Below are 26,131 nucleotides of genomic sequence, written 5' to 3'. Positions count from 1 at the left end.
TGTGGACGTCTTCCGTTCGTTGTTGGTTGGGGACAATGGAAATCTCGCCCAATTCAGGATCGATCTCGCATTGTATTGCGTTCGCTATTCAGAACTCGTGCCATGCGGGCATCGATCGACATTCTCGCGTGGTGGAACATGGTGGCTGCCGTCGTCCCGTCCGCATCAACGTTCATCGCGCGCTGTGAACTTGCGTTCAACAAATCGCGCATCGCGAAACTCAGATTTTCATTGAAAATCGAGCTCAAAAGTTAGAATATTGCAACGCAGCAAATTAAGCAACGGGATAGTGATGGAGTCGACGCATAAGCCCAAACCGCACTATCTCCCACTGGATAGCATTCGAGGAATCGCCGCGCTTTCAGTTGTGATTCATCACCTCGTTCTGATGCCGACTTTCTTGGCCGCCTTCCCGCAGCGTCCATGGATCGATTGGCCGTTCTTCCGCAATGCCTGGCTCTTTGTTGATCTCTTCTTCGTTCTCAGCGGCATTGTTATGACGTTGAGTTACGCACAACCGCAATCCGGCGATTTTTCCCTGCGAGAATTCTTGCAACGCCGCTTCGCGCGACTCTATCCGCTGCACGTGGTCATGCTTTTCGTCATGCTGCTGTTTCGATTTCTGCGCCTCGGCCTGGTCGGAGCTGGTCTCGTCGTCGCGGTTCCTGCCGCGTTCGAGGTCAACAACGCCTACTCGTTCGTGCTCAACCTGTTCATGCTCCACTCTCTGGGCTTCATCGATTATCTGAGCTGGAACGGTCCGAGCTGGAGCATCAGCGTCGAATTCTACACCTACATCGCCTTCGGCCTCGTGATGCTGCTCTCCGTGCGAGTTGGTGCCACATGGGTGCTCGGCTCTGCTGCAGCAGCGCTCGTGCTGGCGGCGCTGATGCTCCTGATCATCGTGCTGGGCAAGCGGAGCCTCGAGCTGCAATGGGATTTCGGCCTGATCCGTTGCGTCGTGGGATTTTTCCTCGGAGTTCTGACGGCGCAGCTCTGTCTGCGCATTCACCGAAGCGACCGCCGCGGCCTTTACGGCATGCTTCAAATCTTGGCGTGCGTGGCCAGCGTCGTTCTCGTGTCGTCGGTGGGGGCATGGCCGCAGCTGAGTTTCGCCGCGCCTTTCGTCTTCGCCCTTCTTCTCGGCTCCCTGCTGGCGTACCCCGGGGCGGGCCCGTTGCCGCAATTGCTCGGGTGGTCGCCCCTGGTGTGGCTCGGACGACGTTCGTATTCCGTCTACATGGTTCATGCCTTCGTCATTCTCCTCGCCGAGTACTTCGTGAGAGCGGTGGGGCCGCGCCCGATTGCGGCCCTGGACGCGGTCTGCAACGGCTTGGCGGCATCACTCATGCTGGCGATCGACGTTCTCGCCGTCCTTATTCTGTCACACCTCACCTACACGTTCGTGGAGCTCCCCGGGGGGAAGCTGATGAATCGCTGGTTGCAGGGCAGCTTCCGATTCAACAAGACGCGGGCAGTGCCTTCGACGCGATTGCAGAGTTAAGATGACGAGCGCCAACGTGACAGTAAGTCGACAATCCGAGTCCGAGACGGGCGGCTTTTCCCTCGAGGCCATCGTCTTCTCGCTCTACCTCATCCGCGACGCGTTCGGCGGCGTGATGCGGTACTATTCCGCCAAATTGCACATGGATGTGCTCTGGTTCACGCCCGACTTGGCGGCGATCCTGTGCGTCGCTCTCTTTCTCAAGCGTTGCATCGTCGACAACAGAAGCGTCATGGCGCTTCTGGTTTTCGTCCAGATCTGCGTGTCGCTCGCGATCGGCTTCTTTTTCCTGGGCAGCACGACGGCGCTGTTCTCTTCCATCAAGATGATGTTTCCGCTGTTCGTCGGCTTCTGTTTTTGCGACGCGAAGATCGGCGACTACCGCAGAATGTTGCAGATCGTGACCGTGACGTTCTACATCACCCTGGGCGGCGTCTTCCTGTCGAAGTACTGGGCGATGCCGTGGGTCGGGTTCAAGTACGAATCGTTCGGTGCTGTTCGCGAGGCCGGGCGGCTATGGTGGTCGTTCGCGGAACAGAGGTTGACCGGATTTGCCGCTGACAGCACGATGGCGGCTTACTTCATCCTGATTGCCTTCGTGCTGACGTCGATCCGCAGGAGCGTCGTCTGGTGCCTCGTGCTGGGCGGAATTTCCGCTTACGCGATCCGCCTGACCACGAACAAGACGACGATGGGAGTTCTCATCATCTACCTCGTCTGTCTGCTCGTGGTGCGCGCCCTGCCCGAGGAGAACAGGCTGCCGACGCTTCGAAAGCTGACGCTCAGTTCCTTTGCGGCGATACTGGTCCCCATTGTGCTCATCGTGCTGTTCACCGGCGTGGACCTGTCCCCGGGGCACAAGGGCTTCTTCTACAGCCTCCAGGACCGGATCAACAACAGCTGGCAGCTGCCCTTCGTCTACCTCAGCCAGTTGATGCCGATCGGCATCATTACGGGCTGTGGCATCGGCTGCTTCAACTATCCGCAGCAACTGTTCTCGAACTTGCATGGATATTGGGTGCCGGTCGACAATTTCTACATCGGCACCTACGTGATGTTCGGCCTGCCGTTCGTCGTCTACATGTGGATGGTGTTTCGTGCCACTGCCGGGATCACGGACGTCTACAAGCTCTCCGTCATCTTCGTGATGAACATCTTCACCATAACGGTGCTCAGCTACGGACCGGCGACCGGTCTTCTCGTCATCGCACTCGGATTCAGCGAGGTCTTCTCGCGGCGGATGACCGGAGCTCTCCAGGGGCCGCGGCGCGTACCGGCCGGTGAGGGGACCACACTGCACGGTGCTGCAGTCGGGGTCGCGCGGCCGGTCAGTTGAAGCGGGTGGGGCGCAGAGCCGGGCCGGCGGGCCGATGTTGACGAGGATCGACCTGTTTGTCGGTTATCCGACGGCACGAAGGGACTTACATGCATAGCCGACTTGCCTTTGTCGACACCTTGCGCGGAATTGCCGTCCTCAGCGTGATCATTCAGCACGTTCTGGAGCATGTCGTGCTCACCGGGCAAACCGGGCCGTATGAGGGATTTCTGCACGGCTTGATCGGATACTACTTCAACTTCGGCCGGTTCGGCGTCGTGCTGTTCTTCTTCGTCAGCGGTTTCGTCGTGCCTTACAGCTTTTCCGACAGCTCCACGCCGGTTCGCGACTTCGCCGTCAGCCGCTTCTTCCGGCTCTATCCGATGTATTGGCTGGCCATCGTTCTCGCGGTCGCGATCCTGCCGGTCACCGAAGCCAAGGTGTTTCCCGCCTGGCAACTCGGCGTGAACCTTACGATGTTCCAGAATCTCGTCGGGGTGCCCAACATGGTGATTGCGCACTGGACATTGGCGATCGAGCTCATCTTCTACATCGGTTGCGCCGTTCTCTTCGTTCTCGGCCTGCTTCGGCGCAGCAAGGCCGTGTTCGCCATCGTCGTCGTACTATCGGTCGGAGGCATCGTTCTGCCGATCCTGTTCGAGCAGCGGATCGTGTCGCGCCTGCTCGAGGTCGTCCTCAACATCGATGCGATGCTGATCGGAAAGGTGATCCGTGACACGGTGATGGAGAGGCGGTTGCGGTGGTGGCACGTCGCGGTCTGTCTCGGCCTTTACTGCGCATTCGCGGCCTTGATTTTCCACCGCCTCTACGGCGCGGTTTATCAGGACTTCTTCTTCAGCTATTCGATCGCATCGGCCTATATCGCCGCGGGCCTCGTCTTCCTGGTGTTCGCCAGTTTTGGTGATCGCCTCGCCGCGCAGGCCCTGAGCTTCATCGGCACGATCAGTTATTCCGTGTATCTGATGCAGGTTTACGTGCTGTCGATAGCCCTGCACTATTTCGGCGCAGGGGCGACGCTCCTGCAGTGGCTGCTCTTCGCCGTCGGCGTGGTCGGCACGACCATCCTGCTGAGCTGGGCTACTTATGCGCTGGTCGAGAAGCCTGCGATCGGGTTTGGCCGCAGGTTCCGGTCGCGGCGAGAGGCCGGGCCCGCAACGCTGCCGGCTGCGCAGCGGAGCGTCGCATGACCCGGCCCGACAAATCGGGCGAGGCCGGCGCGCAACGTGGCGGCTTCCTTCCTTCGATCCAGGGGCTTCGCGGCCTCGCCGCCCTGACCGTGGTGTTTGCACATCTGTACGCGATGCCGATGCTGGCGGGATTCCTCCCCGCGCTGCCGCTCTGGGTTCAGAGGACGTTCGAGACCGGCGGTCATGGGGTCGAGCTGTTCTTCATGATCAGCGGCTTCCTGATTCCGGCCAGCCTGATGCGTCATGGCCAGGTTTCGAAATTCATGTACGACCGCTGCCTGCGCATTCTTCCGGTGTTCGTCGTCCTGCACCTGATCGTGTTCACACTGGGCCCGATCGTCGGCTACAAGTTCTTCAAGGGAATCGACCTTGGCACTTACGTCGAACTGTTCCTCGTCAACCTGGTCTTTCTTCCCGATGCGCTCGGATTGCCGATCGCCCAGCAGAATGCCTGGACGCTGAGCTACGAATGGGCTTTCTACATCTGGTTCGCCGCCATCTTTCTGGCGCGGCGGGCGGGAAGCAGGCTGGCCATCGTGTCCGTGGCGCTCATTGCGGTGGCCGCGGTGGCTTACCGTCCCAACACCGCATTCTTCGGGATCGGTATCCTCTGCGGCATGGCCTCGCTGCGGCTGCCGCTTCGAGGAATCTCCGGATCGATCGCGGCTGTTGCCTGTTTCGTGCTGATGTTCGGCTTGCTGGAGTATGTCAGCGTCTGGCTCGCGCTGATCCCGGGCATTGCGCTGTTCGCAATGGCGTTGACGCCGGACTCGTGGTTCGCGGGTCTCGCGCGGCTGCGCAGCCTGCAATATGTCGGCAAGATCAGTTACAGCCTCTATCTGGTGCATCCTTTCGTCCTGTTCCCGTTGCAGGTGATCGGCAGGAAGCTGTTCGACCTCGGCGTCAACGCCTGGGTGCTGTGGTGCGGCTTCGCCCTGATCGGCGCCGCGCTGTCGCTCGCGGCTTCGGCTTTGAGCTATGAGCTGATCGAGGTGCGTCTTCGCACGGCGGTCGACCGGCTCCTGGCCCGGCGTGACGTCGTCGAGGGCGAGGAGGTTCAACAACGTGCGTGATCGAAACAGGCTCGACCGGGTGTCTTCGACGGTCTATCGGCATCGGGTTGGAGGATGACATAGTGCGTATTCTCGTTCTGACTCATGAATTCCCGCCGTTTCGCGGGGGTGTCGGTACTTACTGCGTCGAGATGGCGCGGGCCGCGACGGCGCAGGGGCACACGGTCGAAATCCTCGCCCCCGACTTCGGGAACGACAACACCGCGGCGGACAGGCTCTATCCTTTCGCGGTCCGGCGCTTCGCCGGCGGGGTTTACGCCACGCGGGCGCTGCCGCGTCTGCTGTTCGCGTTGCTTCGCGTCAGGCCGTGGACCTTCGACGTGATCCATGCGGCCGATTGGCCGTTCGTGATGGTGATCCCATGGTTGCGCCGGCTCACGCGCCGGCCCATCGTCGCGATGATGCACGGCACGGACGTGCTTCTCCTCGCGAAGTCCCGCGTGACGGGGCTTCTGTTCGGCCGGTCCTATCTTCGGGGCGCCGATCATGTCGTCGCCAACAGTCGGTTCACTGAAGCGCTCGTCCTCCGGCATCACCCTTATCTGGCATCGCCTCCTCGGACGGCGGTGACGCTGCTGGGCGTCGATCCGTTCTGGTTCGGCACGTCGGCGGACGCCGCCGCGACGCTGGCGAAGTACGCCGTGCCGACCGGCCGCAAACTGCTGCTCACGGTGGCGCGCCTGGATGTTCGCAAGGGCCACCGTCACCTGCTTCAGGCGCTTGCCTTGCTGCCTCAGCACGCCAAGGATCAGCTCGGTTACGTCGTCGTCGGGAAGGCCCTGGACGCGTCCTATCAGGACGAGCTGAAGCGGCTTGCGGCGGCATGCGGCGTGCCTGTCGTCTTCACGGGCGCCGTCTCGAACGACGACGTCCGCAGCTTCTACGCGTCCGCCTGGCTGTTCTGCATGGTCGCGGAGCCGAATCCGGAGAAGGTGGAGGGTTTCGGGCTGGCCTATCTCGAAGCGGCAGCGCAATCGCTGCCAAGCGTCGCCGCGCCGCACGGAGGCGTGCCCGAAGTGGTGCTGGACGGCGAGACCGGGGTTCTGCTGGAAGATCGCTCGCCGGAGAAGCTGGCGGGCTTGCTCGAGCAGCTTCTCGATCGGCCGCAAGACGTCGAGAAGTTCGGTGCAGCCGCCAAAAATTGGGCGCAGACGTTCTCCTGGGAGCGATGCGCCGAGCTGACATACCGGCCGGATACGGCCGCACACCGCCCGCATCCGCGGGCCGAGATCGCCGCAGGAAGATCATGACATCGCCATCCACGTCAGTTTCGCAGGGACCGCGCGTGTCGGTCGTCATCCCCGCCTACAATGCGTCGGGGTGCATCGCACGCGCGATCGCATCCGTTCAGGCGCAAACGGAGCAGGATTTCGAGATCATCGTCGTCAATGACTGCTCGACGGACGATACCATGGCCGTCGTCGGCGCGCTGGCGGCGGACGATCATCGCATCCGTCCCGTCAATCTCGAAAAGAACGGCGGACCATCAGTGGCCCGCAACAGCGGCTTCGCCGCGGCGCAGGGCCGCTGGATCGCCATCCTCGATGCCGACGACACCTACCGGCCGGAACGGCTCGCGACGCTCGCAGGTCGTGCGGAATCCGAGAATCTCGATGTCATCGCCGACAACATCGACCTGTTCGACTATCACGCCGACGCCACGATCCCGCGCGTCATCTCGATCATCGAGAACGACCCGCGCGACTATGTTCCGCTCACCCTGGAGTTCTTTCTTCAGAATGATTTCGTCGAGAGCGGATATCAGCTCGGATTGATGAAGCCGGTCGTGAGCCGGGCGTTCGTCCAGCAGAATCGGCTCAGCTACCCGACGGGCTATCGGCACGGCGAGGATTCCTATTTCTACTCCGCGCTGCTTGCTTGCGGTGCAAGGGCCGAGATTGCGACCGCCGCCTACTACGTCTACACGCCGACGTTCGGCCCGATTTCGCGCAAGATCTCGGAATTCTCGCGGACCAACACCGATTACATCAAGAAGGCAAAGTCCTGCGAGGATTTCCTGCAACAATACGGCGCACGCATCTCGTCTCAGGCGGCACGATTGGTCAGTCAGCGTCGCATTCGCATGCTGCGCTTCAATGAGTTTCTGATCACGCTCAACATGCGCAAGAGTGCTCCGGCCAGCACCGTGATCGCCAGATTGTTGCGCCACCCGTCGTCGCTGCAATTCCTGCTGCCGCTGGCATGGAAGCGAATTCAGCGCGGCGCCGCCGGCGCGACGAAGTAGTCCGCGATGTCCCTGCGCAAGCACACCGTCACCGGCGTGTTCTGGATGGTGCTCGGCACCGGCGGCCAGACGCTGTTCCAGTTCGTGCTCTTCATCGTGCTCGCGCGCGCGCTGGGGCCTGAAGCTTTCGGCGTGGTCGGCATAGCCACGGCCTTCATCGACATCTCGAATCTGATGGGCCGCGCCGGGCTGACCGAGGTGCTGGTGCAGCGCCAGGAGATGACCGACGAGGAGCTCGATACGGCGTTCTGGAGCAGCTTTGCGATCGGAACATTGCTCACGCTCGCGATGTTTCTCGGAGCGCAGGGCCTCGCCGATCTGTTCAAGGTTCCCGAGCTGAAGATCGTCATGCAGATCCTGTCGCCGATGTCGCTCCTGTTTGCTGCAGGCACGGTGTATGAGGCGAAGCTGCGCAGGTCGTTCGGATTCCGTGCGATCGCGGCGCGCAACGTGTCTGCGACGATGGTCAGCGGCACCATCGCGATGGTCATGGCCCTCACGGGCTTCGGCGTATTCAGCCTGGTGGCGCAGAGGCTCACTTACTACATCTGGTACATCATCGCGATTCTCGTTGCGACCCGCTGGCTTCCGTCGGCTCGCTTCCGCTGGCGCATTGCTCTGGACCAGCTGAACAGCGGCCTTGCGGTCTCGTTGTCCTCGTTGCTGGGCACGGGAAATCAGCGTGTGCTCGACCTCATCGTGGGCTATTTCGTCGGGGCGCAGGGGCTTGGCTATCTGCGCATCGCCTGGCGCGGAATCGATCTGCTGCTGGAACTGTCGATCCGGCCGGTGACGACGGTCACGCTAACCTCGCTCGCACGTCTGCAGAACGATCGGCCGGCCCTGATCAAGGCCTATTTGCGGCTCGTTCACATGACCGCCGTCTTCATCTATCCGCTGTTCGTCGGAGCGGCGATCGTGGCGCCCGAGCTTCTGACCCTGATGTTCGGCACCAAATGGCAAGCCAGTATCCCGCTGATGCAGATCCTGGCCCAGATCGCATTCTTCGTCCCGTTGATCTACTACAAGACCAACGCGTTGATGGCGATTGGCCTGATGTGGCAAGTCCTGCTGATCAATGTCGTCGAATTCGTTCTCAGCGCGACCGTCGGTGTCGTCGCCGCGCAATACGGCGTCGAGGGGGCGGCGATCGGCAATGTCGTCCGAATGCTGCTTGCAACGCCCGTCATCCTGTTTGCGCTGAAGGCGTGGGTTGGAATTCCGATTGGGCGTACCATCGGCGTCGCCGTGTACCCCGTGATTGCGACCGCGGTCATGGCGGCAGTCCTGATTTTCCTGCGACCGCATCTCGGGTCAGTTCATCCGGTGGCGATCCTTGCAATCATGAGCGCCGGCGGGTTCGTGACATATGCGGCCGCAATCCTCGCGCTCGACCGGGAGCTGCGGGGGACGTTGACTACGTTCGGCCTAGCCCGGATACGGCGGTCGGAGACCGCCGCCTGAAGCCGCTCGTTCAGTGTTTCAGGAGATCCCCGACCCAGCCAATTGCGATGGTGATGAGGGCGGCCGCCGCAATCTTCGCCAGGAGCCACGAAACCGGTTCGGAGGGGAGCGCAACGGAGGCGGCGATGATCGTCGCGCCGAGCACTGATGAAAACGCGAGCATCGGACGCGGATAAGCGCCGAAGCGGACGGTGGGACCGATCGAACACGCGATGACGAGGGCGGTAGCCAGTCCGGCAAGCGCGATCGCCGCCGTCGGGCCGAGGCTTGCCGCGGTGCTCGCGAGCACGAAGATGCTCACCAGGGCGAGTTGGCCGGCTGCGATGATGATCAATCGGAGGGCGGCCTTCTCCAGGTGCGGCACGAGCGCAAGCGTTGCCTGCAGATGGGTGTGCAGGAAGTAGAACAGCGCGACGGTCGGCGTTACCGCGAGAAAGCTGGCAATGAGGGCCGGCGGCACGAAGAACCTGGCCGCGTCCGGAATGAATGCGACCAGTCCTCCCAGCATGAGAGCGGTCGAGCAGACTGCCAGATCGAACAGGCCGGCCGCCGCGGTCTGCGCGGCCTTGCGCGTGTCGTTGTCGAAGCGCGCGACGACATCCGGATAGCTGATGGTGTGAATCGCGGAGAGCAGCACGGAAAATGGCCGTTGCAGCAGATCGATCGCCATGGAGAAGCCTGCGCTGGCGCTCGAAGCGATGCCGAAGCGGCCGACGACCAGGAAGCGGATGAGGATCGGGACGGACAGGTGGACCACCGACGCACCCGAAGCGAGCATTCCGTATCGTGCAAAGGCGGACAGATCGGCTCGCGTAGCGATGCGAGGCGACCAATTGAGAAAGGTCCGGTCGACGATCGAGCCCAGGACCAGGCCGAGGCCGTGACCGACGAAGATTCCGAGCAGGGCGGCTTCAGTCGTTCCATAGAGCCCGGCGCCGGTCGCCGCCCCGGCCAGAAGGAAGGTGGCGCGGCAGATCAACAGGATCGAGGCCCAGGACAGCTTTCCGGAGACGCGGATCATCATGTAGTGCAGGTCGGTCGTGCCCTGCATGATCGTGACGACGAATCCCAGCCCGATCAGGGAAAGAGGCACCAGGCCGCTGGCTGCAGCAAGTGCGGCGATTGCGGCGAGGGCCGCGGCGCTGAGCGCGAGCGCGAGAAACAGGGAACATTGCAACCGTTTCGTGTCGTCCCCGCCGCTCGAGGCCAGGAAGCGCTGGCCGGCAAGCTGAATCCATTCGAAGGCCACGACGGTCGCGAACTGGCTGACCGCCATCGTCAGCGAATACGTCGTGTAATGCGCCGCTTCGAGCTGGTGACTGAGCAGGAGAATGAGAAGAATCGCGACCAGGCTTTGGTAGAAATAGCTGCCGAGGGCGAGAAGTCGGATCATGATCTGGCGGCGTCCTGCCGTTGATTGTCGAAATCTCTCCTGCACGGATGCGACAGCGCGCAGTGCTGCGCTCCTCAGCGGGAGGTCTGTCACCTTAGAACATGCGCAACATCGTGGGGCAATGGCCTCGCAAGGGGCGCCCAGTGCCTCGTTTGCGATCCCTCCGCTAGGCGCTGCTCTGACAGCTCGCCAAACGAAAAACAGGCCGCAAAACGCGGCCCGTTCTCGTTGGCTCGATGAGGGCTGACCGATCCTGCCGGATCAGACGAACAGGAAGTTGCCGTGGTCGAGGTTCTGGATGTTGATCCCCTGGAGCACGATCGAGTCGCTGGCGGAGATCTGGATCACCCCGTTTGATCCGTTCTGCGTCATCTGCAGGTGATCGTAGTCCGCCACCAACGACTTCGAAATCTCGATGACGTCGTGATTGGCGGCCGTACCGGCGTGGAAGCCCACGATCTTGTCGTTGCCGTGATCGTAGACGATGGTGCTGGATCCCGGCGACACCATGAACTGGTCGCTGCTTGCCGAGCCCTGCAACGTCTGGCCGGCGGTGACCGCGGTAACGCTGTGGGTCCCGTCGGCGTTCTGCATGTCGATCTTCGTCAGGGCGCCGCTGGCATCACGGCTGTCGTGTTCGATGGCGCCGGGTTTCCCGGGCACCGAGAAGATGAACACGTCCGAGCTGCCGTTGGTGTATTTGATCGTCTCCTGCGTCTTCACGCCGGTGCTGTCGTAGATGTCGGTGGTCTTGGTGCCGTCGCTGCTGGTCACCTGGGTGTAATCGAAGGTGCCGTCTGCATGCAGCCTGGTATCGGAGAGCAGCGTCCCGGCCGCGTTGGTGTGCTGGTATTCCGTGACGTAGCTCTTGCCGGTGATGTTGAAGAACGAGTTGTCGTGGGTGCCGTCGGCATTCGTGACGTAGCTCGCGGTCTTCACACCGGCCGTATACACCGTCGACGAGGTCGATCCGTCGGTGTTGTAGACGGTGTCGTTGGTGAGAGTTCCGCTCGAGTCGAACAGCTTGGTTTCCTTCCAGCCGTCGGTATGGACGACGTAGATGGACGCCTGAACGCCATTGGCGTAGTTCGTCGTGGTGGTGTCGCCGTTGGAGGCCTTGACGACCTCCTGGGTGATCGCGCCCGACGTGTTGAAGATGTCCGTGACGCTCGATCCGTCGGCGTGGGACTGCACCTCGTTCAGCTTGTGACCGGTGCTGTCGTACACGTCCGTGATCTTGCTGCCGTCGGGGTTGATGACCTGCTTGTAGTCGAGTGAGCCGTCGGCGTGGGTCCGGACGACCTGGGTCACGACGCCGGACGCGTCGGTGTGCTGGGCTTCCGTGACGTAGGACTTTCCGGTGATGTTGTAGAACGTGTTGTCGTGACTGCCGTCCGTGTTGGTGACGTAGAGCGCGGTCTTCACGCCGGACGTATAGGTGGTCGTCGACGTCGAGCCGTCGTTGTTGATCAACGAGTCGTTGGCGAGCGTTCCGGCCGAGTCGTAGAGCTTTGTCTCCTTCGAGCCGTCGGCGTTGACGATGTAGACCGAAGCCAGCAGCGTCCCGTTGTAGTTCGTGGTGCTCACGAAGCCGTCGGTCTTCTGGACGACCTCCTTCGTCAGGGTGCCGGTGGTGCTGAACGTGTCGGTCGTCGTGGTGGTGGACGTCCAGGCTATCGTCGACGTCTTCTGCCCGGCGCTGTTGTAGAGCGTCGTGAAGCTGCTGCCGTCGCTGTTCTTGACCTGGGTGTAGTCCAGTGTGCCGTCGGCATGGGTGCGGGTGATCGCGGTGACGTTGCCGGCCGCATCGGTGTGCTGCGTCTCGGTGACGTAGGATTTTCCGGTTATATTGTAATAGGTGTTGTCGTGGCTGCCGTCGGCGTTGTTGACATAGAGAACGGTCTTGATGCCTGCGGCATAGGTGGTGGTCGACGACGATCCGTCGGTCCTTGTCACCGTGTCGCTCGACAGCCGACCGCTGCCGTCATACAGCTTGGTTTCCTTCGATCCGTCGGCGTTGAGGATGTAGACCGACGCCAGCAGGGCGCCGTTGTAGTTCGTGGTGGTCACCGATCCGTCGGTTTTCTGGACGACCTCCTTCACCAGCGCACCCGACGTGTTGAACGTGTCGGTGGTCGTGGTCGTGGACGTCGCCGTTATCGTCGAGGTCTTTTGTCCGACGGAATTGTAGAGCGTCGTGACACTGCTGCCGTCGCTGTTCTTGACCTGGGTGTAGTCGAGTGTTCCGTCGGCGTGCGTGCGGGTGATCGCCGTGACCTTGCCCGTCGCGTCGAGGTGCTGGCTCTCGGTGACGTAGGTCTTGCCGGTGATGTTGTAGAAGGTGTTGTCGCGGCTGCCGTCGGTGTTGATCACATAGGCGGCGGTCTTGACGCCGGCCGTATAGACGGTCGTCGATGACGAGCCATCCGTCCTGATTACGGCGTCGTTGGAAAGGCGCCCAGCCGAGTCGTAGAGCTTCGTCTCCTTGGTGCCGTCCGCACCGAGGATGTACACCGAGGTCAGCAATGTGCCGTTGTAGTTCGAGGTCGTGACGGAGCCGTCGGTCTTCTGAACGACCTCCTTCACCAGCGCGCCGGACGTATTGAAAGTATCGGTCGTGGTGGAGGTTGAGGTGACGGTGATGAGCGAGGTTTTCTTCCCGGTCGAATCATAGAGCGTCGTGACGCTGCTGCCGTCGGCGTTCTTCACCTGGGTGTAGTCGAGCGTTCCGTCGGCGTGCTTGCGGGTGATCGCCGTGACCTTGCCGGTCGGATCGAGATGCTGCGTCTCGGTGACGTAGCTCTTGCCGGTGATGTTGTAGAAGGTGTTGTCGCGGCTGCCGTCGGCGTTGATGACGTAGTAGGCCGTCTTCACGCCGGCGGAATAGACCGTGTTCGACGACGAGCCGTCCTTGTTCTGGATGGTGTCGCTGAGCAGGTTGCCGTCCGTTGCGAACTTCTTCGTCTCTTTGGAGCCGTTGACCTTGACGATGACTTCCTGGGTGGCGATGCCGGCCGAATAGCTGATGCTGTCGGTCGATCCGTCGGAGTTGACGGTGACCTTGCTGGATGCCACTCCGTCGATGAAATTCGTCGTGGTGGTCGAAAGCAGGCTGCCGGACGAATTGAAGACCTTGGTCAGGCTCCAGGTATTGCTCGATGTCGTGACCGAGAAGGAATACCCGCCCTGGATCGCCGCCAGTGCCTTTCCATAATGCGAGATGATGTAGCTCATCGTCGTTTCGGAGGCGACAGGCAGGACGTGCGTGTCGGTCAACGTGATCGTCTGCAGCGTGGTCGACGCGTTGAGGTCCGACAATTGCGCGACGATGTCGGCGGCCGTGTCGCTGACGTTGGCGGGAAAGTCGGGAGGCGAGCCGGTCTTGGCGGGGGCGTCGATCTCGATGATCAGCGGATGGTCGCTGAGAGGAAGGCCGATTTGGCTGACGTCGGTATAGCTGGCGATGGGCGTGGTTCCGCTCATCGGATCGTAGACGACGACGGAGTGATGGACGCCGCCGAGCTGCACCGTAACCGATGCGGTGGGTGCGGCGACCTCGCTGTCGGTAGCATCGTCCCAGATTTTCGGCTCGGCCCAGACGACGAGCTCATAGGCGCCGTTGCTCTTGGTGAGCACCATGCTGTTCCCGGTCGGGGGAAGGCCCGAAAGAGTGTAGCCGAGCTGAGCCGTCGGGGTGCTGCTGCCGGTACCGTCATCCGCGAGGATGGTGGTCAGGTTGTGGATCGCGGTCGCAGCCATCTTCGGCGTGCCGTCGGCATTGAACAGGCCCATGTTCGAGCCCGCATCCGAGCCATGATCGAGAAGCTCGTAGAGATAGGTGGTGGCCACGCCTCCCTTGAAGGCATCGACCAGGGTATTGAGGATCGACTTGGCCTGGACGGTCTGATCGACGCCGATATAGCTCGCGCTGGTCACCGTGCTGTAGCCGGTTTCGGTGATGACGACCGGCTTTCCGGACGCGACGGATGTCGCGTTGGCGAGAAGCATGTTCAGGACGGTCTGGGGCGAGCTGGCTGTGCCGACATATGCGTGCGAGTTGGCGTAGTCGACCGAACCATAGAGATTGCCGAGCTTGGCATAGTCGCTGGTGTCGTTGTAGCCGAGCGAAAGGTTGTAGACCGAGACGCCCGAGAGCGTGCCGTCATCCTTGATCGCGGCATAGAGCGCCGCCTGGAACTTCGCCGCCGCGGAGATGTCGGTGCTTCCGTTGTACGAGAACGGCTGCGTGTTGGCTTCGTTAAGGCCTTCGACGGCGATCAGGCTTCCGGGATGTTCCGCAAGGAAGCTGTCGAGCTGCGCGAGAAATTGTGCCATTCCCCCGGAACCCGCCGCCGGCAAGCTCGATGACACGATCACGTCGAATTTGTAGCCGTCCGCCGCGAGCCCGTCCATGACGGGCTGGCTGGCCGGAGTCGTCGCGAGCGCGTCGCGCAGCTTCGTGACACCGAGATATTTGAGGTCGTCCTCGATCAGCGCGAGGTTGCTGTAGCTTCCCCAGGAGTAGGCTACGTGCGTGTTGATGCCGATGGATCCAGTGAAGGAACTCGCCGAATGAAGGGTCTGGTCGACAGGGGACGTAGTCATCTGTTGCTCTGCATGTGAGTTCGATTGAGTCGAGCAGTAGCCTCGACCTTTGTGTTTCAGGTTTTTTATTCAGGTAAAAGTCGACGCATCGCGAACTCTGCTCGCGATATGTTCGGCCGACTCGTTCGAGTGTGTGATTAGCCGCTGTCGATGTCAGCCGTGTGCGTGAACGATGTCACGAGCGAGGCGCGACGTCGTTTCTCGCAGCGTTTGTTGTGCAGGCTGCACGTTGCGTGAGCAATGTCCCGTGGTTCCACGGGGATTCTGCGGATTTGTTTGCGGGTTGCAAACCGGCGTCGCGACAATCGCGAGCGGGATCGGCGGTCTACACGCGACCGTCAATCCTCTGTCATGCCGTTTGTCGACTCGCGACGAGACTTTCGAACAGGTTGCGATACTCGTCGACGACGCTTGCGAACGTATACGGGGTCGTCTGCAGTGACATTTGCTTAACCATCGCCGCGATTTCATCCGGCTTCGACAGCAGCTGTCGGATGCTGTCGGCAAGCGACTGCGGATCCGGTTCCGTGAGCCATCCCGTCGCGCCGCGTGCGACGGCCTCCGGTATGCCGCCGAACCTCGTGCCGAGAAAAGGTTTGCCGGCGGTTCCCGCGTCGGCAACGACGATGGGACCGGGCTCCTCCCAGATCGGCGGAATCACGACGATGTCGATCTGTTCGTAGAATTTCTCCGGTGCGACGAAGCCGAGGAACTCGAGCGCCGCGCCCGGCGCCAGTTCCCGGAGCTCGCGCTTCATCTCGTCGCTGGCGTGTCCGGCGATCACGAGACGGACCGAGCTGGGTGGCAACGTCGCCACGGCCTTGACGAGATTATAGATGCCTTTTTCCTCGGTCAGTCGGCCGATGAAGCCCAGCCGCAGAGTGTCCGAGGGAGGCGCGGTCGACGGTGCGACCGGCTGCAGCGCCGATGCATGCCGGATGACTTTGCGCGCCTGGATGTTCGCGAACAGTCCGAGCTCGGTGTGGATGTCGAGGATCCGCTGGCTGACGCCGACGACAGCACTCAGCTGCTTGGTCGCGTTGCGGCGGTTGATGGTCAACAATTTGCAACTGAAGCAGGTGTGCTTGCATGCGCGGCCGTTGGAGAAGCGCGAGCAGCGGGGGCAGGTCAGATAATAGTCGTGCAGCGTGTGGACGATCGGAACGCCCCGGTCGAACGCTGCTTTCCAGACCGCGGTGGTCAGGCCCGAAAGATTGTTGGAATGCAGCAGATCCGGTTTGAAGGCATCGATACGCGCCCCCACGAGGTCCGCCGTTTGCTGCCAGTCCTCGATGGCGTGCCAGACGCCCCGGGCGGGCGCGCTCCGTTGTCCGGTAAATGGCAGATAGATGTTTCGGCTCGGGGCGGAATAGACGTCGACGTCGTTGTATCGTTCGGCCTTCTGGTCAGGCACGGATGCGGCGCGAACCACCTCGATCTTGTCGCCACGTTCGACCAGGCTCTCGACCAGCCGCCGGACGAATATTTCGGCGCCGCCGACGACCTTCGGGGCATCGGGCGTCGGATAGAGCGATGAGGTGACGAGGACCTTCATTAAGAATGTATCTCAGTATCCATTGTGGCATTAGCGCTTGCAGCTTTTCGCCCCTTATTCTTGTGAAGAGGTCCCCGGTTTGCCGGTGTACATCTCCAGGTATTGTCGTGTGATCGTCTCGGGGGTGAATTTCTCCGCAAAATCCGGCCGGGCGGGTGAAGACTTCTTCCATCGAGCGGTCTGGTGAATGGCCTCCTGCATCAGTTCGGCGAGCCGCCGATGGTCGTGTGGCTCGTATTTCCCCACGAGATTAGAAAACTCCGATATCTCCGGTATTCCACCAGCTGTGGCGCAAATTGTGGCCTTGCCGGCCCCGATCGCCTCGATGAGGGTCCGCGGCAGCGGCTCCGGCCAGACCGAGCTGATCAGGCAGACGTCGACGGCGGCATAGAAATCCGCGGATTTGGTGAAGCCGAGCCACTGCACGCGGTCGCTTCGGCAGGCAGCCTTGATATCTCGCACGTAGGCCTCGAGGCCTCTGCCGGCAATCTTGAGCTGCCAGCCGGTATCGGGAAGCAGTTCTGCTGCCTTGAGGACGACGTCAATGCCCTTCTCGGGCTCCAGGCGCCCGATGAAGCCGAAGACCAGGTCGTCGCCGGCAGGCCCCGGCATCGCGCCCAGGTTGGTCGTGTCGGCGATATTGAAGATGACGCGGCGTGGGATGTCCGTGAAGTAGCCGGGCCCGAGGTGGCGCTCCAGCACGAACTGGCTGTTGGACGTCACGGCGTCTACCATGCGCGAAGCGTGGCGATATGGCGCCGTCATCGTGGCGCAGGCCGCGCAGCGCCGCATGCATGTCGAGCCCGCCCGAAACAGCGTCGAGCGTTTGCAGATCAGCGAATAGTCGCGCAAGGTGTGCACAATTCTGATGTTGCGCCGTTTGGCCTCTGACCACAGTGAGACGGAAAAACCCGTGAGGTTATTAGAATGGACGACATCGGGCTTTTCGATGTCGAGAATTTCGGCAAAGCGCGCGGCAGCCTTGCGATTCCAGGTATCCTGCAGGTGCCACTTCAGGCGCTGCATCGAGGAGGGCTTCGCGTCGCGGCCGAACGGCCAGTAGTCATTGTCGAGCGGCACACGGTAGACGCGCACGCCGTTGCGCTCGTCAACCGACTGAACCTGCTCCTTCTGAAGACAGACGACCGACACCTGCTGGCCCCGCTGAGCCAGCGCCTCCGCGAGCAGTGACACGGATACTTCCGCGCCGCCGATGATTTCGGGCGGATAGAGCGTGTTGACGATGAGAATTCTCAAGAAACGCCCCGGATCCTGTGGCGCGCGGCGGCCGCGACAGCGTCAGTTGGCCGGCCGGATCTCGAAATCGAGCGCGGCCTGCCCCTTTGCGGTGACGAGCAGGGGGGTGGTCGATAGCTCCGTCCAGGCGCCGGGAGCGAGACCTGCCCCTTGCTGACATACATGGCTGACCTCGGCATTCGATTCTGCGCCTTTCAATCGGACTTCAAAACGCTTGGTCGGGTTGTCCGACCACAGCGCCGCCTTCACGTCGGACCCATCCTGGCTTCGAACCAGAACGACGCCCGGAACGGGCCTGGTTCTCTCCGCTTTTAGACTCGTCCGAACGAACGCCCAGCTATCCCGGATCGAGCAGACGGCGGGCTTCGGCGAATTGTCGAAGTGGTAGATGCCAAAATTGTGCTCGAGCGCGTCGGGCTTGGTGCCGCTGTCCTTGAGCTCGTAAAGCCAGAGTCCCTTCAGCCAGGGTCCAGCCGTCGATGACCACAGGATCATTTGCGCCATGTTGTCGGCCGCCAGCTGTTCATTCACGCTGCATTTGGCCTCGCCGTTGGGCCAGCCTGCCTCGGTGAGATAGATCGGATAGGCGGGATTGTTGGTTGCCTGCGCGACACGCTGATGAAAGGCTTCGAGCCGCTCGATCGCTTCGGCCGCGGTTCGCCTCGCCGGGTTCATGCAGTGATTGTAGATGTGGATCGATATTCCGTCCGCGATCTCGAGCAGGCCGGTCCGCAACAGCGCATCGGTCCACTTCCAGCCCGGATCGTCGCCGAGTGCGCCGACCACAAAGGGAGACGAGGGAGCCGCACGCTTGACGACCGGCTGCACCACCCGCGCGAGCGCCACATAGTTGTCGATGCTGAAATCCGGATTCTTGCGCGCTTCGAGATTGTACTCGTTCCACAGTTCGAAGATGGGCCGCCGGGCGGCAAGCGTCTGCGCAACGACCGTCGCATAATTGACGAAGCGCTGGCGGGCCTCGTCGGTCGTCGGCGGGGTCGAATTCGGAACGAGATGGTGGCCGAAAGCCAAGATGATGACGGGAGGGCCGATGTTGGCCTTGATCTGCGCATCGAGCCGGCCGAGCAAGGGATTGAAGCCGAGCTGCCGGCCTGGCAGCTCGAAGTCCGACCAGGGCAGATCGTCTCGGAACGAGGTCGCACCCAGTTCCTTCATCTGCTTCACCGAGATGGCTGGCACATAGCCCCGGCCGCTGACTGAGCCGCCGAGGCCCTGATGCGTGCCCACACCGAACAGAAACCGCTGCTCGAGCGGTTGCGCATTCTGCGCGCTCGCGGAAGCCGATGCTAAACCGATCGTCACGGCCAGGGCGGCAAGCTGCCATCGCGAATGGGGCCGATCTGGTCTGCTGGGCTCGGTCACGCTGTTGCTCCACATTCGCCAATCGATTTGGCTAACGAACTACCTCCCTCTTATGGTTCGAATTGGGCGGATCGCCGCCGCATATGTGCGGACGGCAATTCCGTGTTCGGCTCACTTCGAATTCACGACCACCGAGCTGATGTTGTCCGCGTTGACGCTCGCTGCGTTCAGCGGGTTCATGAGCTTGATGAATTCGGTCGACGGCGATTCCGCCACGGAGATCACGTCGTGATCGCGCATCCGGAACGTGTCTGCCTGGAACCAGCCGTCGGGCTTGCTCATGTCGAACTTGTAGACCGCGGGGATCGTCTTGGTCGGGAACTGCGACACGTCGATGCCGATGCGCTCGAGCAGCGGCTTGGGCTCGAAGCGATAGACGTAGATCGACTTGGAGTCGGCGCGGTTGCCGTCGAGGCCGCCCGCCTTCGCAATGGCTTCGGCCAGCGACATGTTGTCGTTCTCGAACGAGAAACGGCGGTTGTTGGTGCCACCGATCGAACCCGGCGACGGCGTCGAGCCGAACACCATGTAGACGCGGGGAATGCGGGTGAGGAAGACCACGTCGCCCGGCGCGAGCAGCACGTCCTCGCTCGGATTATGCACGATGGTGGACATCGACTCGTTGTAGGTGCGGCCCTCGCGCTTGATCGTGATCGTGCTCTCGTAGGAGGGGTATTTCGGACCGCCGGCGCGCGCGATGGCGCCCATCAGGCGAATGCCGCCCGGGTCGACCGGAAAGCGCTGTGGCGAATTGACCTCGCCGAGCACGCTGATCTGGTTGCCGCGCTGCTCGGCCACGCTCACGACCGCCTGCGGATCGATAGCGCGGTCCTTGAGGCGCTCGCGGATGATGTTCGACACGGCGCGCGGCGTCAGCCCGGCAACCTTGATCGATCCTGCGTAGGGAATGTTGATGTTGCCGGACTGGTCGACCTGCTGGCGCGGAATGTCGACGAAATTGCCCGGCCGCACGCCCGCTTCGCGCGGAATGAACAGGCCGCCTGCCTGCGCTTCGTACACGGTCACGGTCACGATGTCGCCGATGCCGATCGTGACGTCGCGATAATTGCCGCCGGGCAGGCGCGAGAAGATCTTCCCGGAGGAGTCAGTGAAGCCGTTGGTCGCCTGCAGGACCGCCGGGTTGACCGGCATCAGCGCATAGGCGAGCGGAGTGGTGGGTTCGGTGACGAGCGCGGCATTCGTGTGCGTGGCAACGGCATCCGGCGCGTCCAGCGGAATGAAGCCCGCGCAGCCCGCCAGCGAGCTGCTGATCGCAGCCACGGCCAGGATTCGGCTAATCCCGAAATCAAAAGAAAAACGTTCGGTCTTAGCCACCGCGATCCCCTCGTACTCATCTAAAATCGGAAACACCGTACAAACCCCGTGGTGAGGAGTCACTGCTGGCTCTTCGTCTTTATGGTAAAGCACCTATGGCTGTGACCTTATTGCAACTTGTGAACCGCGATAAACGCAAGAACGTCTGTTCAAAATTTGTGCGTGAAGTTCCCGTTTCATAAGCAGTTTGCAAACTAGCCATACACGTGTCGGATCGATGTCACGATTGAGGCTTGAGCTCGAATTTGTTGGTCGCATGCGCTGATGGCTCGGGTCTGCGATGACATCGTCGCAAGGCATCACTGCAATAAATCCCCGTGGTCGTGTCGAATGTGCGCTCACCCTGCGGTGTCCTTTCTTGCGATTGGCCATGCTGTGTAAGCGAGGTCGGATCGAAATGTCCGCGACGGGATTCCGCCTCCGTTAACGCTTAGATCCGGAAGCTGGCATCACGCTGGCGTCCGTAAGGTCTTCCTAATCCTGATCCGGCTAGTTGCACGGTCAAACAACAGGGAAGACGAAGACAATGTTGCAAACCGGATCGCTGCTGTTCGCAGCCGGCTTTCTCACCTGTGCGATGATCGTAGCGTCCGCAATCGTCTGGTCGTTCTCCGACGACCGGGTGACCGACGGCGAATTCGCGCAGGAAGATGGCCGTCGGATGGCCTGATCGGACTGTCATCACGGTCGCAGATTGTTCGGAAGGTCGGACTGCAGCTTGGCCTGCTGACCGGATTCGCTCTGGCGCATGTGCAGGACATCGGCATAGACCTGGCTCAAGGTCCGGTGCGTCTGCTCGATGTCATAGAGGCAGGCGAAGCGCTCATATCCGGCCCGGCCGACCGCTGGCAGGTCCAGTCCGGTTGCACGTCGAAAGCCTTCAACCAGCTTGTCCGCTGAGACCTCGTCGCAGAGCACGCCCGTCGCATTGTCTTCGACGATCTCCGGCAGGGCGCCGATGCGGAAGGCGATGATCGGTTTGGCCGCACGCATTGCCTCGATCGCGACCAGGCCAAACGCCTCCCAGCGCGATGGAATTGCGACCATGTCGGCCTGGTCGAGCTCGGCTTCGATCTGGTTGCGATTCATCCAGCCCAGCAGCGAGACGTTGGCCGGGAGATCGCTTTGGCGGAATTTGCTGACGACCGAAGCGCCGATCAGGCGCACGTCGATCGTGTCGCGAAGCGCGCGGGCCGCCTCGATCAGGAGGTCATACCCTTTCTGACGGTCGAGGCGTCCGATGAAGAGGACCTTGATCTTCTCTGATCGCCACGGCGCTGTACGCTGGTCGAGCACGGGGCGTTGTTTGGAAATCCCGTTGTGCACAAGAACGAGGCGGTTTGCCGCGATTCCGACCTGAATGGCGTCGGTCCGCTCGCTCTCCGAGATGCACACGATGCGATGGGTGAATTTCGACAGCACCAGCTCGGTGAGCCTGGTGACTTCGCGGCTGAGGCGGCCGGTCTCGCGGCCGAACGCCCATCCGTGCGGGCAATAGACGATGCGCGAACGCCGATAGGTCAGCCATAGCACGGGGCGCACCACGAGCCCGGCAAACGACGAATGAAGATGGATGATATCGGGCCGAAGCTGCCGCACCGCGCGCATGGTCGCGAACAGCATGCGAAACAGGCCGAGCGCATTGCGGCCGTCACGCGGAAACGTGGTGACGGCATCATCCTCGATGTTCACCAGATCGCCGCGATGGTCGGACGGAACGACATAGTTGACGTTTCCGCGGCCGAAGCTGGCGCGCTGGTGCGGATGCAACTCGTTGAGATATGTCGCGATGCCGCCTCTGACCGTCTCGGCGACATGCAGAATTTTCAGGCCGCTGGACAACGGTCATTCCTTCCTTGAGTTGCAGGAGCCGGATCTCGCGGATGCATCTCTGATGCCTCCAAGCAGCAATAATTGGGCCGCGTCATTGCGCGAGACGTCCCGATGCGGTTTGCGAAGCCGGTTTGGCGAGGAATTCGAGCATTGCTGCGGCCGACTTGGCCCAGGAATATGTCGCAAGACGCTTTTGCTGCCTCTCCTGTTCCGCAGGTGAGATCCTGCCGAGTTCAATTCTGTCGTGCATCCGCGCCGACAGCCCGTCCGCATCCAGTGGATCGAAATAAACGGCGGCATCGTCGCAGGTCTCGCGCACCGCCGCGGCGGAACTCGCAATGACCGGGCAGGCGAAGTACATGGCTTCCAGTGGAGGTATGCCGAAGCCCTCGTAAAGGCTCGGGAAAACGAAGGCGGTTGCCCGGGCAAAGAGCGCCGCGATTTCCTCGTCCTTCAGGCGGCCAGCGACCACGATCCCGTTTCGCGATTCGGTGGTGCCGCCGCCAAAGACCTTGCTGTTGTCGCCCCCGACCACGACCAGCGGAAAATCGGCGCGGCCGAGCCGCTCGGCGGCGCGAACGGCGGTATCGACATTCTTGTTCTTCGTCATCGAGCCGACGAAGAGAAAGAATTGGTGGGGCGCAAGCCGCAGTCGATCGATGATCGAGAAATCCGGCGCGACGGTCGCGAAATGCTCCGCGCTGTTCGGAATGACGGGGATCGAGGCGGGATCCAGCGACAGCACCTCGGCAAGTTCGTTGCGCGAAAACGCGGAAACTGTTGCGATCGTTGCGGCGCGCGCCAGCAAATGGCCGAGTGTCCGGTGCAAGGCGAGGTAGCGCCAGCTGAAGAAGTCCGGTCGCCTGAAAACCTGCGCGTCGTGGATCACGACCAGATGGTCGCGATGGAGCACCGGACCGGAATTGGCAAGGCTGATCAGGCGCGTGCCCGCGGCTGCGCGCGCAAGATCGATCTGATCCCACGCATGGCCCTGCAACGATCCAACCTGCTTGACGTTGATACGGCTAAGTCCGGGAAGTGCCTGCGCATTTGGCGGCGCGAGAATCTGCCACTCTGCATCCAGCAGTTGTCGCGGAGCGTCTCCGCTCGCGAGCAAGCGGTCCATCGCCTTGACGATTTCGGCGGCGTAGCGTTGCACGCCTGTAAGCGATTGTGACAGGAACCTGCCGTTGATGGAGAGTTTCAAAGCCGATCTTTTTCTTGGTGGGTGTCTTGTTCTTGGTGAGCGTCTGATTCAGAGTGAGCTCTGACGCGATGTTGCCTCAAGACTAAGCATTCGCGCCGAATATACGATCTATGACCTGTAGCACAGTTGGCGCTATCGTCCGAGCATCTTCGCGAGGCCGATAGCATGCGACGATGCATGGCGCCATCATGTTTCCTACACATTTCGATGCGCTTACATGGACGCCTGATTTGATGACTCTCGCAATCGTCCGAACCTTGCCTCTCATCTCCTGGTCTGGCATTGCATTCGCGGAATCAACGAGGTGACAACTTTGCAGCCAGTGATCGTGACCGGTGCTGCCGGCTTCATCGGAATGCACGTTTGTGAACGGCTGTTGGCGCGCGGCGAGCAAGTCGTTGGCATCGATTCAGTCACGCCGTATTACGATCCGGCGCTGAAGCGCGCGCGTCTTGCAACGCTCGAGCATCGTCCGGGTTTCAAATTCCACGAGATCGATCTTGCTGATTTTGCCGCGGTGACGCGGGTGTTCGACGAGGTCTCGCCCGACCGCGTCGTGCATCTGGCGGCGCAGCCCGGCGTGCGTGCCTCGATCGACGATCCCATCACCAGCATCCGCGCCAATTGCGACGGCTTCGTCACAGTGCTCGAAGCCGGCCGGCGTCATGGCCTCAAGCATCTCGTCTACGCCTCGTCGAGCTCCGTCTACGGCGCCAACCGCACCTTGCCGTACTCGACCGAGCATTCGGTGAATCATCCGGTCAGCCTTTATGCGGCGAGCAAGAAGGCGAACGAGCTGATGGCGCACACCTTCGCCCATGTTCACAAGCTGCCGGTGACCGGCCTTCGCTTCTTCACCGTCTACGGTCCGTGGGGACGGCCCGACATGGCAGCCTGGCTGTTCACGCGCGCGATCTTCGCCGATGAGCCGATCAGGATCTTCAATAATGGCGACATGTGGCGCGACTTCACCTATGTCGACGACATCGTCGAAGGCGTGATCCGCACGCTCGATCGGCCCGCGGCGCCGAATCCCGACTGGAACGCGGAGCGGCCGGAAAATTCGTCGAGCTATGCGCCGTATCGGGTCTATAACATCGGCAACAACCGGTCGGTCAACCTGATCGAGTTCGTCGAGACGCTGGAGAAGATCATCGGCAAGCCCGCGATCCGCCAGTTGCTGCCGATGCAGGCCGGCGACGTCCTGGAGACGCGCGCCGACATTTCGGCGCTCCAGCGCGACGTCGGTTTCTCGCCGTCGACCTCGATCGCAGATGGCCTTGGCCGTTTCGTCGAATGGTATCGGCAGTATCACCGCGTATGATCCCCTTGCAACATGAGTAGCTCGCAGGTGTCTCACAAAATCATTCCCCTGATCATGTGCGGCGGTGCCGGCACGCGGCTGTGGCCCGCCTCGCGCGAGGTGCGGCCGAAGCAGTTCCTGCCGCTGTTCGGTGCGCGTTCGACCTTCCAGGACACGCTGCTGCGCGTCTCGGATGCATCGCTGTTCGATCGCCCGATCGTCATCACCAACGCGGCCTATCGCTTCATGGTGCTGGAGCAGCTCGCCGAGATCGGCATCGAGGCCGACGTGATCCTCGAGCCGATGCGGCGCGATTCCGGGCCCGCGATCGCCGCTGGCGCCGTGTTCGCGCAGAACCGCGCCTCTGAGGCGATCGTGCTCGCGCTCGCCGCCGATCACGTCGTGCAGGACAATGCCGCTTTCGTTGCGGCATGCCGCGAAGGCCTCACCGCCGCGAGCGCCGGGCGCATCGTCACCTTCGGCGTCAAGCCGGAGCGGCCGGCGACCGAATACGGCTATATCAGCCCGGGCGAGGTGATCTCCGGCGCGGTGCACGCGGTCGCGCGCTTCGTCGAGAAGCCGGACGCCGTGACGGCGGCCGACTACGTCAATTCGGGGTTTCTCTGGAACAGCGGCAACTTCATGTTCCCGGCGAGCGTCCTGCTCGACGAATACCGCAAGGTCGATGCGGCAAGCGTCGAGGCGGTCGCCAACGCGGTCAACAATGCCGGCCGCGATCTCGGCTTCGTCACGCTGGAGCCCGAGGCGTTCGGCGCGGCCAAGGCGATCTCGATCGACTACGCCGTGATGGAGAAGACCTCGCGCGCCGCCGTGGTGCCGGTGTCCTGCGGCTGGTCCGACGTCGGCTCCTGGCATGCGGTGTGGGAATTGTCGGAGAAGGATGCGCAGGGCAATGCCGCGCACGGCACCGCGGTGTTCGAGGATTCCCGCAACTGCAACGTCACCACCGATTCCGCGCTGGTCGCGCTCGAAGGTGTCGACGATCTCGTCGTGGTCGCCACCGCGGATGCGGTGCTGGTCTCGCGCCAGAAGGATGCCAACGGCCTGAAGCGGCTCGTCACCAAGCTCAAGGCGGTGGCGCCGAAGGTCACCGAGGAGCATCTCAAGGTGCATCGGCCGTGGGGCAGCTATCAGTCCGTCGACAATGGCGAGCGCCACCAGGTCAAGCGCATCGTGGTGAAGCCGGGTGGGCGGCTGTCGCTGCAGAAGCACCATCATCGCGCCGAGCACTGGATCGTGGTCCGCGGCGCGGCCCGCGTCACCGTCAACGAGACCGTCAAGACCGTGCATGAGAACGAGTCGATCTACATCCCCATGGGCGCGGTGCACCGGATGGAGAACCCCGGCAAGATCATGCTGGAGCTGATCGAGGTCCAGACCGGCTCCTATCTCGGGGAAGACGACATCATCCGGATTGAAGACGACTATCA

18 protein-coding genes are annotated in these 26,131 nt (G+C 61.9%); 10 read left to right on the top strand and 8 right to left on the bottom strand.

Annotated features, from left to right (window positions below):
* Nucleotides 1–292 precede the first annotated feature (292 nt).
* From A5906_RS37515 to A5906_RS37485, 7 genes are all read left to right on the top strand, one after another.
* Nucleotides 293–1,504 carry an acyltransferase family protein gene (locus A5906_RS37515; protein WP_080140142.1) on the top strand — a complete coding sequence of 404 codons (1,212 nt, stop codon included), beginning with the start codon at nucleotides 293–295 and terminating at the stop codon, nucleotides 1,502–1,504.
* Nucleotides 1,505–1,673: 169 nt separating this feature from the next.
* Entirely contained in the window at nucleotides 1,674–2,840 is a 1,167-nt protein-coding gene (locus tag A5906_RS37510) for a hypothetical protein (RefSeq protein ID WP_201723820.1), read from the top strand.
* A gap of 89 nt (nucleotides 2,841–2,929) precedes the next feature.
* Nucleotides 2,930–4,027, top strand: coding sequence for an acyltransferase family protein (locus tag A5906_RS37505; RefSeq protein WP_080140141.1), 1,098 nt, complete (start codon nucleotides 2,930–2,932; stop codon nucleotides 4,025–4,027).
* Nucleotides 4,024–5,100, top strand: a complete 1,077-nt coding sequence (locus A5906_RS37500) for an acyltransferase family protein (RefSeq protein ID WP_080140140.1) — start codon at nucleotides 4,024–4,026, stop codon at nucleotides 5,098–5,100. Before A5906_RS37505 ends, A5906_RS37500 begins: the two co-directional genes overlap by 4 nt.
* Nucleotides 5,097–6,350 carry a glycosyltransferase family 4 protein gene (locus A5906_RS37495; protein ID WP_136615773.1) on the top strand — a complete coding sequence of 418 codons (1,254 nt, stop codon included), beginning with the start codon at nucleotides 5,097–5,099 and terminating at the stop codon, nucleotides 6,348–6,350. The genes A5906_RS37500 and A5906_RS37495 overlap by 4 nt, the downstream gene beginning before the upstream one ends.
* The gene (locus A5906_RS37490; RefSeq protein ID WP_161495485.1) at nucleotides 6,347–7,345 is read left to right on the top strand and encodes a glycosyltransferase family 2 protein; all 999 of its coding nucleotides are present in this window, start codon (nucleotides 6,347–6,349) and stop codon (nucleotides 7,343–7,345) included. Before A5906_RS37495 ends, A5906_RS37490 begins: the two co-directional genes overlap by 4 nt.
* 6 nt (nucleotides 7,346–7,351) lie before the next feature.
* Complete coding sequence (locus tag A5906_RS37485) at nucleotides 7,352–8,809, top strand: lipopolysaccharide biosynthesis protein (RefSeq protein WP_080140137.1); 1,458 nt, start codon at nucleotides 7,352–7,354, stop codon at nucleotides 8,807–8,809.
* A gap of 10 nt (nucleotides 8,810–8,819) precedes the next feature.
* Here the strand turns inward: A5906_RS37485 and A5906_RS37480 are convergent, their stop codons facing one another.
* The 6 genes from A5906_RS37480 to A5906_RS37455 form a co-directional block, all read right to left on the bottom strand.
* Nucleotides 8,820–10,202 (bottom strand): hypothetical protein, encoded by a 1,383-nt coding sequence (locus A5906_RS37480; protein ID WP_080140136.1) that lies wholly within the window; start codon nucleotides 10,200–10,202, stop codon nucleotides 8,820–8,822.
* A 261-nt stretch (nucleotides 10,203–10,463) separates the two neighbouring features.
* Nucleotides 10,464–14,807 carry a hypothetical protein gene (locus A5906_RS37475; protein WP_080140135.1) on the bottom strand — a complete coding sequence of 1,448 codons (4,344 nt, stop codon included), beginning with the start codon at nucleotides 14,805–14,807 and terminating at the stop codon, nucleotides 10,464–10,466.
* Between the two features lie 349 nt (nucleotides 14,808–15,156).
* Nucleotides 15,157–16,362 (bottom strand): glycosyltransferase family 4 protein, encoded by a 1,206-nt coding sequence (locus A5906_RS37470; RefSeq protein ID WP_080140134.1) that lies wholly within the window; start codon nucleotides 16,360–16,362, stop codon nucleotides 15,157–15,159.
* 54 nt (nucleotides 16,363–16,416) lie between these two features.
* Nucleotides 16,417–17,619, bottom strand: a complete 1,203-nt coding sequence (locus A5906_RS37465) for a glycosyltransferase family 4 protein (RefSeq protein ID WP_080140133.1) — start codon at nucleotides 17,617–17,619, stop codon at nucleotides 16,417–16,419.
* A 42-nt stretch (nucleotides 17,620–17,661) separates the two neighbouring features.
* Entirely contained in the window at nucleotides 17,662–19,002 is a 1,341-nt protein-coding gene (locus A5906_RS37460; protein ID WP_245327117.1) for a glycoside hydrolase 5 family protein, read from the bottom strand.
* Between the two features lie 111 nt (nucleotides 19,003–19,113).
* Nucleotides 19,114–20,283, bottom strand: coding sequence for a polysaccharide biosynthesis/export family protein (locus A5906_RS37455; protein ID WP_245327116.1), 1,170 nt, complete (start codon nucleotides 20,281–20,283; stop codon nucleotides 19,114–19,116).
* A 580-nt stretch (nucleotides 20,284–20,863) separates the two neighbouring features.
* Here A5906_RS37455 and A5906_RS43405 point away from each other — a divergent pair.
* A complete protein-coding gene (locus A5906_RS43405; protein ID WP_167523748.1) occupies nucleotides 20,864–21,007 on the top strand; it encodes a hypothetical protein in 144 nt (47 codons plus the stop codon).
* Nucleotides 21,008–21,018: 11 nt separating this feature from the next.
* Here the strand turns inward: A5906_RS43405 and A5906_RS37450 are convergent, their stop codons facing one another.
* Complete coding sequence (locus A5906_RS37450; protein WP_080140132.1) at nucleotides 21,019–22,179, bottom strand: glycosyltransferase; 1,161 nt, start codon at nucleotides 22,177–22,179, stop codon at nucleotides 21,019–21,021.
* A gap of 82 nt (nucleotides 22,180–22,261) precedes the next feature.
* Complete coding sequence (locus tag A5906_RS37445) at nucleotides 22,262–23,377, bottom strand: glycosyltransferase family 4 protein (RefSeq protein ID WP_080140131.1); 1,116 nt, start codon at nucleotides 23,375–23,377, stop codon at nucleotides 22,262–22,264.
* 313 nt (nucleotides 23,378–23,690) lie between these two features.
* Between A5906_RS37445 and A5906_RS37440 the strand changes: the two genes are divergently transcribed.
* Both A5906_RS37440 and A5906_RS37435 read left to right on the top strand, forming a co-directional pair.
* The gene (locus A5906_RS37440; RefSeq protein ID WP_080140130.1) at nucleotides 23,691–24,701 is read left to right on the top strand and encodes an NAD-dependent epimerase; all 1,011 of its coding nucleotides are present in this window, start codon (nucleotides 23,691–23,693) and stop codon (nucleotides 24,699–24,701) included.
* Between the two features lie 27 nt (nucleotides 24,702–24,728).
* On the top strand, nucleotides 24,729–26,131 hold a 1,403-nt coding region (locus A5906_RS37435; RefSeq protein ID WP_080140278.1), incomplete at its 3' end, for a mannose-1-phosphate guanylyltransferase/mannose-6-phosphate isomerase.

It is taken from the genome of Bradyrhizobium sacchari (genome assembly GCF_002068095.1).
Lineage (GTDB): Bacteria > Pseudomonadota > Alphaproteobacteria > Rhizobiales > Xanthobacteraceae > Bradyrhizobium > Bradyrhizobium sacchari.
The sequence above is the reverse complement of the archived record's forward strand: the minus strand, read 5'-3'. Positions and strand labels throughout refer to the sequence as shown.